Here is a 13,355-nt window from a genome sequence, read left to right as displayed (position 1 = left end):
AAGTATGAAACAAGTCTTTTGTGGGTGTTTTATGTCCAATTTATCACATTGAAAAATATCAGAGTGAACAGAGCTATACCTACACTTTCAGCTCGGCTGCGTCCATTTACAAGAAAGTATGACAAATGAGATAAAGGCTGTTGACATACTACGACAGACGTTGTATATTTACTACGACAGATATACTACGACTGACATAGTATACCTATCGTAGTACGACTATCGTAAGATATCTTGAATTATTCATTCAAGAATGCATCAAATGGGAAGTAAGGAGGGAGAGGTTGATGAAATGGTAGAGATCAGTAGTGATGTCATCAGAGGGTACAATGACACGATTATTCTTTTTACTCTGCTGGATGAACCTTCCTACGGATATGAGGTATCAAAACGAATAAGGGCTCTTTCAAATGATAAATACATAATCAAAGAGACTACGTTGTACTCTGCTTTTACCAGAATGGAGAAAAACGGTTACATTGAATCCTATGTCCAGAACGCTGAGAATGGTAAGAAGCGTACTTATTACAGGATTACAGAAAACGGTAAAAAGTATTACAAGGAAAAATGTGAGGAATGGAATCTCACAAAAGAAGTTGTAGAACTATTTGTTAAGAAAACAGATTGATATATGGGGAGAAAAGTATGGACACAATAAAGAAATATCTTGAAAGTATGTTTGAGCATCTTCCAAAGACTCTTGAGGTCATGAGGGCTAAAGACGAGCTTTATTCAATGATGGAAGATAAGTACAACGAGCTCATAAGTGAGGGCAAAAAAGAGAACGAGGCTATCGGCATTGTCATTTCAGAATTTGGAAATCTTGATGAACTTGCTGAGGGACTTGGCCTTAACAAGGTCCTTGACAATATTGTTTCATCTGACAGGAGATATGTTTCAAGGCAGGAAGCAGATGATTATGTTGATGCTGCTGTATCCAGAAGATTTATGCTTTCACTTGGCATATTGCTCTGCATTTTGTCGCCTGCAGGACCGATTCTATTAGATTCAGTAGCATCAGCTACCGGTTTGGAATTTTTTACCGGAATAGGAGTAGCATTCATGTTCCTTTGCGCGGCAATAGGCGTTGGCTTCATAGTTTTTTCAAGTTATATGACCAAAAGCTGGAGCTTTTTAAGAAAACAGCCTTGTTATATCGACGATGAGACTATTGATTATCTGAAAACTGAAAAAGAGGAAAGCCAGACCGCAAGTGGAATGATACTGGCAGTTGGAATCATGCTATGTATTGTGAGTGTGATACCGGTTATAGCTCTTAATACTGCAATAGATATACCGATCATTTCAGATGGAGTTGGACCTTCTATGTTGTTTACTCTTGTAGCTGTAGGCGTGTTCCTTATAGTATTTTCAAGTGGCAGAAATATGGCCTACAAAAAGCTCCTTTCACTGAATGATAAGGTTTTTTCCCAGGATATTCTGCAGAAGGTTGCTGAAGAATCAAGCAAGTCTTCAGAGGGAAACTCTTATACATATTCAAAAGCATCTTCCTACAGCTCAGACAAAAGCGTTCATATAGAAAGAGTTTCAGGTGAGGTAGTTGAGAATACGGACAGTAGCAAAAACTATAATTCTTACAAGGTACCTGAAAAGCCGGAAGATTCCACTGAGAAAAAAGTGAAGAATTTCATCAGAGCCATGGTTAAAGACTACTGGAAATCGGTTCTTTGTATATATATAATTTGGAGTTTCTTTACTTTCAGTTGGGGATCATCATGGATCATATGGCCACTTGCAGCAATCTTTAGAAAACCTATTGAGCAGTATTTCTTAGGAGACAGGAATTAATACAATACAAAAAGAAAAGAAATCATTTGCCATAAAGCTAGCTTTCACTTATGATATAAATGTGTTTGACGAAAAATCATAAACTAATGTGGGGTTAATTATGGCAAAGAAATTCTTATCATCATTTCTTCAGACGCTTTTTGGTGCGGTTATCGCGCTGGGCGTCTTTTCTTTTACCGGTTTTCCTGTTAATGCACAGGGAGTAGGAGCTGTATCTATCGGCTCAGCTACCATAAATGGTAGCAATGTCAATATCAGTGTGTCGGCATCAGATCTGCCGGATTCTGATGATGGCAAGTTCTATCTTTTCTCAGAAAAACCATATCAGGGCACAGTAGCAGGAACACCAATTGCTTCGGCAGCTATGGGCGGATCGGTAGCTTTTCAGGTTCCTCTAAACAACAAAACAGCAGATTGCAGGCTTTATGACAAGTTCCAGGTTGCTGTACTGCAGGGCGGACAATATGTTGCTGTGGCAGGGGCCAAGTATATTACAAATCCTGAAGCTCTGGCGTCAGCATCTCCCGCCAGAAAAAATAATGGCAAAAAAGGCCTTATTCTTGACGGAGCCAAGATTGGCAATGGAAATACAGAGAATTCCCAGCTTGGAGTTCAGCAGGCTGCTTATAACATCAACCTGGAAGATGTTATTGGTGGAAATGGCCAGGTTGTCTATGATTACAACGGTAAAACCTACAATTTTGATTCATCATATCTAAGTCAGTACGATCATTGTATCAGAACCTGCACGCAGCAGGGGATGGGGGTTACGATTGTTTTGCTAAATCCAAGGGCAGCAGGTGAGGAATTTATGATCTCCCCTTCATCAAGAGGCGGAAAAGCGCTCTACTATATGATGAACACTTCAGAGGACAAGGGACTTGAGTATCTTGAGGCGGTTGTTTCATATCTTGCCTACAGATACAATGGTCAGAATGGCTTTGGACAGGTTGATAACTGGGTTATCGGGAATGAAGTAAATGCCAAAAATGTGTGGAATTATTCTTCTGTAAATGATCTGATGGCTTATGCGCAGCTATATGCTGATGAACTAAGAGTTTGCTACAATGCCATAAAGAGCAGAAATGCCAATGCATATGTCTGCATAAGTCTTGATCAGAACTGGACCCAGGTCCACAATACAGGCTCCTACTATTCAGCCAGAGCAACTCTTGAAGCAATAAACGCCTGCATAACAGCACAGGGCAATATTGACTGGGGACTTGCCGAGCATCCCTACAATTATCCCATGACCTGGACTACTTTCTGGAGTCCAAAAAATGAAACGGCACAGGCCATGATAAGGCACGATATCAACACACCATATCTGTCCATGGAGAATATAGAGCAGCTCACTGATTATATGTGTCAGCCTGCAATGAGAAATACAAAAGGCGCAGTGAGACCAATTCTTTTGACAGAGGTCGGATACTCTTCAACTCAGGGCGAAGAGGCTCAGGCAGCAGCGATTGTCTATGCTTATCAGAGAGTTGCGACAAATCAGTACATTAAACTTATTGCATTTAACAGGCAGACAGATTATCCTTTAGAGGTATCACAGGGATTGTCTGTTGGACTTTCTAAGCAGGATGGAACAAGAAAGCTTGCTTTTGAGTTCTATCAGCAGATGAATGGGCCAAATGCCGGAACTTATATACAAAGAGCAGCTCAGATCATGGGAATAGCTGATTGGAACGCTGCTATGAATGCGAGATAAAAATGAGAATAATTGACTATTACAATTATATAATGACAGCTGCATGCGTACTTACCTGCGCAGCAGCTGTTGTTATTTCTAAAAAGAAAAGCACAAACAAATACGAAGCGAGTGATCTGTCCGATAAGACAACGCATATTCTTTTGGCTGTCACGATAGGTATTGCCACATTTCTAAGGCTCTTTTTGCTGGGCAGTGTCCCAAACGGACTTCAGCAGGATGAGGCATCCATAGGATATGAGGCCTTTGCACTTGCAAAATACGGCGTGGACAGAAATGGCTATGCATATCCCGTTCACCCTCTTGCATTTGGAAGCGGCGGAAACAGTGAGCTTATGATCTATCTTAATATGATATCTGTTAAGCTCTTTGGAACCGGAATTGTGAAGCTTAGGCTCCTTCCGGCAATTTTAGGGATTGCGACAGTATTTGTTTTCTTTTTTGTGTTAAAAGAGATCTTTTCAGCCCCTGCATTTGCCGGGAAAAAGAATACACTTTCAATTGTGGGAACAGCCTTTTTGGCAGTGTGTCCCTGGCATGTGATCCTCAGCAGATGGAGCCTTGACAGCAATATAATGCCATTTCTTCAGATAATTGGGCTCTATACTTTCCTTGTGGCTTTGAGAAAAAGAACTGCCAAAAGCTTTGCACTTAGTGCTGCTCTTTTAGCGGTTGGAATGTACGGATATGGTGCGGGAACAATGATAATTCCTATGTTTATCGTGATTGCCTGTATCTATGCACTCTTAAAAGGGACTCTTAACGTAAAAGAGCTTTTAATTTCCGGATTGGTGTTCATGATCATCTTCATGCCCCTGTTTTTGTTCTATGCTGTGAACTATCTGGGGCTTACGGAAATAGTAACTGATCATTTTTGCATAAATAAACTTACAGCTACTAGAAGCGGAGAGGTTTTCCTTACACTTGATTCTTCGCTTCCTGGAAAACTTCTTAATAACCTGAAGGTCCTTGGACTTGTTTTGACGGTGGGCAATGATGAAGACATGCTCTGTCATTTTTATCCGGGGTATGCAACTTTATTTGAGTTTACTTTCCCCGTTACTTTTATTGGACTTTTTGTTGTGTTTAGGGATTTTGTAAAAGGCCTTAAAAGAAAAGCGCAGGAAGATACAGAATATCTTTGCAAAAATGCTGCTTTTGCGGCATTTCTCATTGCCAATGTGATATTGTCCATAGCTGTAGAAACTGACATAAGCAGAATGGTGACTTTGTTTATTCCGCTTATTTATGCCTTTGTAAGAGGTTATGACTTTATTCTTTCAAACAGTAAGAAGCTTGCCATAGCTCTTTTGTCTGTGATCCTGCTTGCAGATATCTCTTTTGTGAAAGACTATTTTACCGGCTTTAACAGCAATGTGATCAGTATTTTCATGCCAACTTATGGAGATGCCATAGCAAGGGCCTATGAGATTGCAGGTGATGACAGACAGATCTATTCTACCTATGAAGGCCTTTCGGCACCATTTATCGTAGCCCTTTATTATACGGATTATGATCCGGTCTTGTTTAATGAAACTGTTGAATATTACGATGATGAAGCAATGTTCAGGACCGCAAAGAGTTTTGGAAACTTCGTTTTTGCTGATATTCCTGAGGATTTTTATGCACAGGAGTACGCAAATACAGTGTTTGTGGTAGCAAGCTCTGAGGTATCACTTTTTGAAGAAAAGGGCAATTATATTGTGGAAAATATGGGTGGATATTCTGTGGTCCACAAAGATTGACATACTACATCTAGACCGCATAAAATGGCGCTTTATAGATAATTTATAAAGGTTAAAAAAACATTAAAAATGGCTCTGGGTACTCGAAAAAAATCTGCTTTTACATGATAATTAATACTATCAAAAAATAATTTTGATGGAGGAAATGGTTATGAAAAAGCAGATTTTTTCTATTTTATCTACAGTGGGAATGTCTTTACTTATCCTGTTTGGTGTTAATAAGTGCGTATTTCCTTCAAATGTTGTATATGCTGCCGGAAATTTAGAAAATGGCATTACGATCGAAGATGAATATATCATTCCGGATAAATTTGACTGGTGTACATATTATGTTTTGGTCGCAACCAATAACACCGGAAAAGATGTGGAGATAAATGCGGATTTTTCTGCTACAGATTCAAAGAAAAGTGTTGTTTCACTTGTTCATGACAGGGCAGATGCAGTAAAGGACGGACAGAAGTTTATACTTTACGGACAGTTTTTGAATGAGAACATTAAGGGCGGAGCAACTTTTTCATATGACCTCAATGTGGCAGAAACTGACAACTGCACTTATAACATGGTGGATATAGACACTAGTGCAAAAGAAAAATGCATAGAGGTAAGTGCAACCAATTATTCGGAAAAAGATATCCAGGGCGTAGGAGTCAGAACTCTTTTCACAAAGAACGGCAGAGCAGTTGCTTTTGATACTGTAAATATCGCTGATGTAGGATATACTTTCCACGGTGGAAGCACCAATTCACAGATGATAGGTTTAAATGCCTCTGACTATGACAACTACATAATTACATATATATCCGCCGGTTTTGACACCGAGCAGACTTTCTAACCTTTGATCTTAGGGCCTGGTCAATTTGATCAGGCTTTTTTTATGCCTATTTAATGCCTAAAAACATCTTTTTGACTTTCGGATTCTATGCTATACTATACGTTGGTTATATATAATTACAGAAAGAGATTTTTATTTGTAATGGGTTTAGACAAACCTAAAAAGGTATATAGTAAAAGAATACGTAATTTACGGCGAATGATACTTATCACTGTCGCTGCTGCATGCCTTGTGCCCACATGTATCTGTGTGATACTGGCAATCAGATACGACAGGCTTAAATCTGCATATGATCAGAATAAAGCAGACCTTGAGTGGTACAGAGACAGATTTGGCGATGAGATGTCTATTTTGGCCGGTGGGAGCGAAGAGGTTAATACCTCCGATAAAGTTGTAAGTGACAGCGAGCCTTTGACAGAAGAATTTGAGACGGATTATTCGGATATATATATAAGCGGAGCGCAGAACCCTGAAGATATTGAGGGGACGCGCTATGTGTATCTTACATTTGATGATGGACCAAGCTCTTCTACGGATGAGATACTTGATATACTTGATCAGTACAATGTCAAGGCTACATTCTTTGTCTGTGGAAAGCCTGACACCAGATATACAGAGCTTTATAAGCGCATTGTTGAAGATGGTCATACTTTGGGAATGCATTCCTATAGTCACAAATACAGTCAGGTCTATGCTTCTCTTGATTCTTTTAAAGAGGATTTTGAACAGCTTCGAGTCTTTTTGTATCAGACGACAGGTGTCTGGCCTGAGTTTTACAGGTTTCCGGGAGGAAGCTCTAACGGAGTCAGCAAGGTTGATATGAGTGAACTGACAGCTTACCTTGATGAGCAAAAGGTTACTTTTTTTGACTGGAATGTATCAGCCGGTGATGATAAGTCCGGAGCCACTAAGGACACTGTTTACGCCAACATAGTGAACAATATTCCTAAGTTTAAGCACTGCGTGGTTCTTATGCATGACGCAGCCGATAAAAAGCATACGGTTGAAGCTTTGCCTGAGATAATAGAAGCTGTACAGGCAATGGATGACACAGTGATAGTACCGATAACAGAGGATACGTTACCGGTTCAACATATCAAAAAATAATAATAGAAAAGTGCGAATGGAGGATATCAGGATGGGATTTTTTTCTGAGCTTAAGAGCGATCTTTCTCAGGCAGTGAACACACTGATGCCGGAAGATAAGCTTGATGAGACAGCGGGTCTTGATAATGAAAACGGGGCAGAGGAATCAGCCAAGAAGGGGGCTGACCGCGAAAAGGTAGATATCGGAAGTATGCTCGACCGTATCGATGATATCAAACTTGATGAGGCGGCTGAAAAAGAAGAGGTTAAAGAGGAAATCTCAGAGCCTGTTCTTGAAGAAGAGGCTGTAATAGAACCTGTTCAGGAAGAAACTACAGAAGAGCTTTCTGTAAGCGAGGAAGTGGAAGCTCTTGAAGAAAAGATCGAGGAGCAGACAGCAGCTGAAGTAAAAGAAGAAGCTCCTTTAAGTGCTATTGAAATGGTAGCGGCAGCAAATGCAAATGAGTATATTGCAGAGACAACAGTTTCTGAAAATAATACAAACAATGGGGGGAATGAAATGATGGACTTTGAACAGCAGACACCAACAGATGAAACAGCAAGCATTACTGAGGGTATGGTCATAACAGGTGACTTGCAGACAACAGGATCTCTTGATCTTATCGGTAAGGTTACAGGTAATATCAAGTGCCTTGGCAAACTTAATGTTACAGGTGAGATCGTAGGTGATTCAGACGCAGCAGAGATTTATGCTGAATCAGCAAGAATCACAGGTGAAGTTAAGAGTAAGGGCAGTGTTAAGGTTGGCCAGAGCACAGTCATTGTTGGAAACATTTTTGGATCAAGCGCTGTTATCGCAGGTGCTGTAAAGGGCGATATCGATGTACATGGTCCTGTAGTTTTGGATACAACAGCAATTGTTATGGGTAATATCAAGTCTCAGTCAGTACAGATCAACAACGGCGCAGTTATCGAAGGTATGTGCTCACAGGCTTATGCAGATGTTAATCCATCAGAGTTCTTTGAGGGACTTAAAAACAGATAATCAAATATTAAAATGGAGAAATTATGAGAATACTATTAAAGCTCAGCGGTGAAGCACTTGCTGGGGACAAAAAGACCGGTTTTGATGAGGCTACAGTAAGAAAGGTAGCACTTCAGGTTAAGGAACTTGCTGATAAAGGCGTAGAAGTTGGTATCGTTATTGGTGGTGGCAATTTCTGGAGAGGCAGAAGCAGCGAAAGCATTGACAGAGTTAAGGCTGACCAGATTGGAATGCTTGCTACAATAATGAACTGCATCTATGTTTCTGAGATATTCAGAAGCGAAGGAATGATGACAAATATTCTTACACCTTTTGAGTGTGGTTCATTTACAAAGCTCTTCTCAAAAGACAGAGCAAACAAGTACTTCGCAAAAGGTATGGTTGTATTTTTTGCTGGAGGAACCGGACATCCATATTTCTCAACTGATACAGGCGTGGTACTGCGTGCTATCGAAGTTGAAGCGGATTATATCCTTCTTGCCAAGGCAATTGACGGTGTTTATGACAGTGATCCTGCCAAGAACCCTGATGCAAAGAGATATGACACAGTTACAATCGATGAGGTTATAGCCAAGAACCTTCAGGTTGTCGATATGACTGCTTCAATTCTTGCAAGGGACAACAAGGTTGCTATGAGAGTTTTTGCTCTCCAGGAAGAAAACAGCATTGTTAAGGCTGCTGATGGCAATTTCAACGGAACAACAGTTACTGTTGACTGATATCACATTTTAAGGAGATTAAGGTATGAATGAAAAGTTAAAAGAGTATAATGACAAAATGCAGAAGTCATTTGACTTTTTGAAAGAGGATCTTGCATCTATCCGTGCAGGAAGAGCTAATCCACATGTTCTTGATAAGATCAAGGTTGATTACTACGGAACACCTACACCTATTAACCAGGTAGGTAACATTTCAGTTCCTGAGGCAAGAATCATTCAGATCGCACCTTGGGACAAGGCTCTTATCAAGGATATCGAGAAGGCACTTATGACATCAGATCTTGGAATTACTCCAAGCAATGATGGCGCTATTATCCGCCTTGTATTTCCTGAGCTTACTGAAGAGAGAAGAAAACAGCTTGCAAAGGATATCAAGAAAAAAGGTGAAGATGCCAAGGTTGCTGTTCGTAACGTAAGACGTGACGGAAACGATGCTCTTAAGAAGCTTAAGGGCTCAGAAGTATCAGAAGATGAGATCAATGATCTTAACGACGAGCTTCAGAAGATCACTGATAAATTTATCAAGGATATCGACGGAGCAGTTGAAGAAAAGAATAAAGAGATCATGACGGTATAAGGTTATGGAAGAAGAAAAGAAGATTCCCGCCCATGTGGCTATAATCCTCGATGGAAACGGAAGATGGGCCAAGGCAAAGGGAATGCCCAGAAATTATGGGCATATGCAGGGTGCAAAAGCTGTTGAAGATATTCTGGTCGTTGCCAGAGATATGGGCATAAAATACCTGACTGTATATGCGTTTTCAACAGAGAACTGGAGTCGCCCTGAGGCGGAGGTTTCCGCCCTCATGACGATCCTGCGCAATTACCTGAAGACAAGTATTAAAAAATCAATGAAGAATAATGTTCGCTGTCGTGTAATCGGTGAGCGAAAGGCTCTTTCTGAGGATATACAGAAAGCCATTCAGGAGCTTGAAGAGGCAACAGCAGGAAACACAGGTCTTACATTTACTATTGCCATCAACTATGGCAGCAGGGATGAGATAAGACGAGCTGTTAAGAAGATAGCTCAGAAGGTTAAGGATGGCGAAGTAGATCCTGAGGAAATTACAGAGGATATGATAGGAGCAAACCTTGATACCAATTTCCTCCCAGATCCTGATCTTATGATTAGAACCTGCAATGAGCAGAGAATATCCAATTTCCTGCTTTGGCAGTGTGCTTACACAGAGTTTTATTATACTCCTGTGGCTTGGCCTGATTTTGATAAGACACAGCTTGAACTTGCTGTTGAATCATATGGCAAGCGCAATCGTAAGTTTGGCGGACTCAAAAACTGATCAATATAGGCTGGTGTAAAAATTGAAAACAAGGGTTTTAAGTGGTGTTGTTATTGGATTAGTACTTGCCGGAGTGCTCATTCCCGGTGGAATCATTTTGGCAGCGGTACTGTTTGCGGTTTCTCTTATCAGCTATTTTGAGCTTACAAGGGCAACCGGAGTGCATCAGGAAGATGGCAAATTCAGTATTTTGGAGATCTGTGGATATATTGCGATCGTAGTTCATTATATCCAGATGCTTTTGATAGGAACTCATAAATACTACATTTTTTCAATCATGTTTGCCTTCTTTTTACTTATGGTCTGCTATGTTGTGAACTTTCCAAAGTTCAAGTCCATGCAGGCTATGGCGGCTTTCTTTTGCTTTGTGTACGCTCCGGTGAACATGTCTTTTGTATATTTGCTGAGACTTCGCCCATATGGAAAGTATCTGGCGTGGATTCCTTTTATCGCCTGGGTGTGCGACACCTGTGCATACTTTGCAGGAAGAGCATTTGGCAAACATAAGATGGCACCGATTCTTTCTCCCAAGAAGACCATTGAGGGAGCTATAGGAGGGATACTGGGATCAGTTGCGGTAGGAGCTGTTTTCGGATACCTTTTATACAGAAATGAAGTCCACAATGTGAATGTGATCTATATGCTTATGCTGATCACATTTATTGGAAGCATAATTGCTCAGCTTGGCGATTTGCTTGCTTCCGGAATAAAAAGAGATCATGATATTAAAGATTATGGCAATCTGATCCCTGGACATGGCGGAATAATGGATCGTTTTGACAGTGTGATCTTTGTGATACCATGTATTTATTTTTTGGCAGTAGTTATGATTTCACATTTTTAATCAATATTCGTATAATAAGCGCTGTATTAGTGAAATATTCTAATACGGCGTATATATTTTTATAAATGTAAATTGCTTCATTGCTAGGAGAAAAAATGAGAAAGATAGTTTTACTTGGAAGTACAGGTTCCATTGGAACACAGACTTTGGATGTTGTAAGAAATAACAGCAAGGAACTGGAAGTGGTTGGTCTTGCTGCAAACACCAGAGTCGAGATGGTGGAAAAACAGGTCAGAGAGTTTAAACCAAAATATGTTTGCATGTTTGATGAAAACGCTGCAAAAGATCTGAAACAGAGACTTTCTGACATTGACATAGAAGTATACAGCGGTATGGAAGGATTACTTGAAATTGTATCCGTACCTGAAGCTGACACAGTTCTTACTGCTGTAGTAGGAATGATTGGAATAAGACCTACAATAAAAGCTATAGAGAGCGGAAAAGATATTGCGCTTGCCAACAAAGAAACCCTTGTTTGCGCAGGACATATCATAATGCCGCTCGCTGCAAAGATGGGAGTAAAGATCCTTCCTGTAGATAGTGAGCATAGCGCTATTTTCCAGTCCCTTAACGGAGAACCCAAGGACAAGGTTGAGAAAATTCTTTTGACAGCCAGTGGCGGTCCTTTTAGAGGAAAGAAAAAGGCCGAACTTGAGAATATGACTGCTGCAGATGCTTTAAAGCATCCTAACTGGGATATGGGACCTAAGGTAACCATTGATTCTTCTTCACTTGTTAATAAGGGACTTGAAGTCATGGAGGCCAGATGGCTCTTTGATGTGAGTCTTGATAATATACAGGTGCTTGTTCATCCACAGAGTATTGTTCACAGTGCTGTTCAGTACGTAGATGGAGCTGTTATTGCTCAGCTTGGTGTGCCTGATATGAAACTTCCTATTCAGTATGCTCTTTTTTACCCGGACAGAAGACCTATGGCTGAAAAGAGACTTGATCTGTTTGAACTTGGAAGCCTGACTTTTGAAAAACCTGACATAGAAACATTCAGGGGCCTTAAGCTTGCTTTTGATGCTGCGTATGCAGGCGGAAGTATGCCAACAGTATTTAACGCTGCCAATGAAATGGCAGTTCGCAGATTCTTAAAGGGTGATATAAGATACCTTGAGATATATGACATGATCGAAGAGGCAATGGAGCATCATAAAAGGGTTGATAATCCTGATGTTGATGCGATTCTTTTGGCAGAAAAAGAGACCTATGAGTTTCTTGGAGGAAAATATAACATATGATAATCAGCATTATTATATTCTTTATAATCTTCGGAGTACTTGTTACATCTCATGAATTTGGTCATTTTATAATAGCCAAGGCAGGTGGAATAAGAGTTAATGAGTTTTTTGTTGGAATGGGACCTACTCTGTGGAAAAAGCAAAAGGGTGAGACTCTTTACAGCATAAAGCTATTACCTATTGGTGGCGCCTGTGTATTTGATGGGATGGATCCCGTTGCAGAAGAAAATGAGACCTATGATGAGCATTCTTTTTTAAACGCACCGGTTTGGCGCAGGATAGCAACTCTTTTTGCCGGACCTTTTGCAAACTTTATCATAGCTTATTTGCTTGCAGTAGTTCTTGTAAGCTTTTCTGCCTGGAATTTTCCTGTTATAAATCAGTTGACTGAGGATTCTGCTGCAGCTGAGGCCGGACTTCAGGCTGGAGATAAGATCATAAGTGTCGATGGCGAAAAGGTATATATGGCAGGAGAAGTTACGCTTATCTCTCAGTTTGCTGAAGGGTCTCCTATGGATATTGTCTATGAGAGAGATGGCGAAAGGCATGAGACTACTCTTGTTCCTAAGTACAGTGAAGAAGCCGGCAGATACTATATGGGCGTTTACCTTGGAGAATATGGAGAGATAAAGGGCGCTGCGGCTTTGAAATATGCCTGGTATGAGGTACGTTATTATTTCAAGACCACATACAGGAGCCTTGCTCTTTTGATAAAGGGCAGACTTTCGGCAGACGATGTGTCAGGACCTGTTGGAATGGTCAAGATTGTTGATGATGCCTATGAGGAAGTCAAGCCTTTTGGAATATCAGCGGTAATCCTTACTATGATGTCATTGACAGTTCTTTTGTCCGTCAATCTGGGAGTTATGAACCTTTTGCCACTTCCTGCTCTTGATGGTGGAAGACTTGTGTTCCAGTTTATTGAGGTTATCTTTGGAAAACCTGTGCCTCCAGAAAAAGAAGGTTTTGTGCACATGATCGGTATGGTTGCACTTTTAGGCCTTATGGTATTCGTACTTTTCAATGATATAACAAAGTTTACAAGGTAAAGA

At 40.4% G+C, this 13,355-nt stretch carries 13 protein-coding genes; all 13 read left to right on the top strand.

Annotated elements, in window-relative coordinates; genetic code table 11:
* The first annotated feature begins 292 nt into the window (after positions 1–292).
* A complete protein-coding gene (locus E7303_RS06990; protein ID WP_292144483.1) occupies positions 293–628 on the top strand; it encodes a PadR family transcriptional regulator in 336 nt (111 codons plus the stop codon).
* 17 nt (positions 629–645) lie between these two features.
* The gene (locus E7303_RS06985) at positions 646–1,809 is read left to right on the top strand and encodes a permease prefix domain 1-containing protein (protein WP_292144480.1); all 1,164 of its coding nucleotides are present in this window, start codon (positions 646–648) and stop codon (positions 1,807–1,809) included.
* 100 nt (positions 1,810–1,909) lie between these two features.
* Positions 1,910–3,526, top strand: coding sequence for a DUF5722 domain-containing protein (locus E7303_RS06980; RefSeq protein WP_292144479.1), 1,617 nt, complete (start codon positions 1,910–1,912; stop codon positions 3,524–3,526).
* A 2-nt stretch (positions 3,527–3,528) separates the two neighbouring features.
* Positions 3,529–5,271, top strand: a complete 1,743-nt coding sequence (locus E7303_RS06975) for an ArnT family glycosyltransferase (protein ID WP_292144478.1) — start codon at positions 3,529–3,531, stop codon at positions 5,269–5,271.
* Positions 5,272–5,422: 151 nt separating this feature from the next.
* Positions 5,423–6,103 carry a hypothetical protein gene (locus tag E7303_RS06970; RefSeq protein WP_292144477.1) on the top strand — a complete coding sequence of 227 codons (681 nt, stop codon included), beginning with the start codon at positions 5,423–5,425 and terminating at the stop codon, positions 6,101–6,103.
* A gap of 141 nt (positions 6,104–6,244) precedes the next feature.
* Positions 6,245–7,210, top strand: a complete 966-nt coding sequence (locus E7303_RS06965) for a polysaccharide deacetylase family protein (RefSeq protein WP_292144476.1) — start codon at positions 6,245–6,247, stop codon at positions 7,208–7,210.
* Positions 7,211–7,241: 31 nt separating this feature from the next.
* Entirely contained in the window at positions 7,242–8,195 is a 954-nt protein-coding gene (locus E7303_RS06960) for a polymer-forming cytoskeletal protein (protein ID WP_292144474.1), read from the top strand.
* Between the two features lie 23 nt (positions 8,196–8,218).
* A complete protein-coding gene (pyrH, locus tag E7303_RS06955) occupies positions 8,219–8,914 on the top strand; it encodes a UMP kinase (RefSeq protein WP_022775554.1) in 696 nt (231 codons plus the stop codon).
* 25 nt (positions 8,915–8,939) lie between these two features.
* The gene (frr, locus tag E7303_RS06950; RefSeq protein ID WP_022775553.1) at positions 8,940–9,491 is read left to right on the top strand and encodes a ribosome recycling factor; all 552 of its coding nucleotides are present in this window, start codon (positions 8,940–8,942) and stop codon (positions 9,489–9,491) included.
* A gap of 4 nt (positions 9,492–9,495) precedes the next feature.
* Positions 9,496–10,212: an isoprenyl transferase gene (locus E7303_RS06945; protein ID WP_292144473.1), complete on the top strand. Its 717-nt coding sequence runs from the start codon at positions 9,496–9,498 to the stop codon at positions 10,210–10,212.
* Positions 10,213–10,234: 22 nt separating this feature from the next.
* Positions 10,235–11,056 (top strand): phosphatidate cytidylyltransferase, encoded by an 822-nt coding sequence (locus E7303_RS06940; protein WP_022775550.1) that lies wholly within the window; start codon positions 10,235–10,237, stop codon positions 11,054–11,056.
* A 95-nt stretch (positions 11,057–11,151) separates the two neighbouring features.
* Entirely contained in the window at positions 11,152–12,303 is a 1,152-nt protein-coding gene (locus E7303_RS06935; RefSeq protein ID WP_292144472.1) for a 1-deoxy-D-xylulose-5-phosphate reductoisomerase, read from the top strand.
* Entirely contained in the window at positions 12,300–13,352 is a 1,053-nt protein-coding gene (gene rseP, locus E7303_RS06930) for an RIP metalloprotease RseP (protein ID WP_292144471.1), read from the top strand. The genes E7303_RS06935 and rseP overlap by 4 nt, the downstream gene beginning before the upstream one ends.
* The last annotated feature ends 3 nt before the right edge of the window (positions 13,353–13,355 follow it).

It is taken from the genome of Butyrivibrio sp. (genome assembly GCF_015056685.1).
Classification (GTDB): Bacteria; Bacillota; Clostridia; order Lachnospirales; family Lachnospiraceae; genus Butyrivibrio.
Note: the sequence above shows the minus strand (reverse complement) of the source record. Positions and strands in the feature narration are given on the sequence as shown.

Excerpts from the sequence above, each read along its gene's own strand:
- E7303_RS06945 (WP_292144473.1), top strand. The coding sequence starts at position 9,496 with ATGGAAGAAGAAAAGAAGATTCCCGCCCATGTGGCTATAATCCTCGAT.
- E7303_RS06990 (WP_292144483.1), top strand. The coding sequence starts at position 293 with ATGGTAGAGATCAGTAGTGATGTCATCAGAGGGTACAATGACACGATT.
- E7303_RS06960 (WP_292144474.1), top strand. The coding sequence starts at position 7,242 with ATGGGATTTTTTTCTGAGCTTAAGAGCGATCTTTCTCAGGCAGTGAAC.
- rseP (WP_292144471.1), top strand. The coding sequence starts at position 12,300 with ATGATAATCAGCATTATTATATTCTTTATAATCTTCGGAGTACTTGTT.
- E7303_RS06970 (WP_292144477.1), top strand. The coding sequence starts at position 5,423 with ATGAAAAAGCAGATTTTTTCTATTTTATCTACAGTGGGAATGTCTTTA.
- E7303_RS06985 (WP_292144480.1), top strand. The coding sequence starts at position 646 with ATGGACACAATAAAGAAATATCTTGAAAGTATGTTTGAGCATCTTCCA.
- E7303_RS06975 (WP_292144478.1), top strand. The coding sequence starts at position 3,529 with ATGAGAATAATTGACTATTACAATTATATAATGACAGCTGCATGCGTA.
- E7303_RS06980 (WP_292144479.1), top strand. The coding sequence starts at position 1,910 with ATGGCAAAGAAATTCTTATCATCATTTCTTCAGACGCTTTTTGGTGCG.
- pyrH (WP_022775554.1), top strand. The coding sequence starts at position 8,219 with ATGAGAATACTATTAAAGCTCAGCGGTGAAGCACTTGCTGGGGACAAA.
- frr (WP_022775553.1), top strand. The coding sequence starts at position 8,940 with ATGAATGAAAAGTTAAAAGAGTATAATGACAAAATGCAGAAGTCATTT.
- E7303_RS06935 (WP_292144472.1), top strand. The coding sequence starts at position 11,152 with ATGAGAAAGATAGTTTTACTTGGAAGTACAGGTTCCATTGGAACACAG.
- E7303_RS06965 (WP_292144476.1), top strand. The coding sequence starts at position 6,245 with ATGGGTTTAGACAAACCTAAAAAGGTATATAGTAAAAGAATACGTAAT.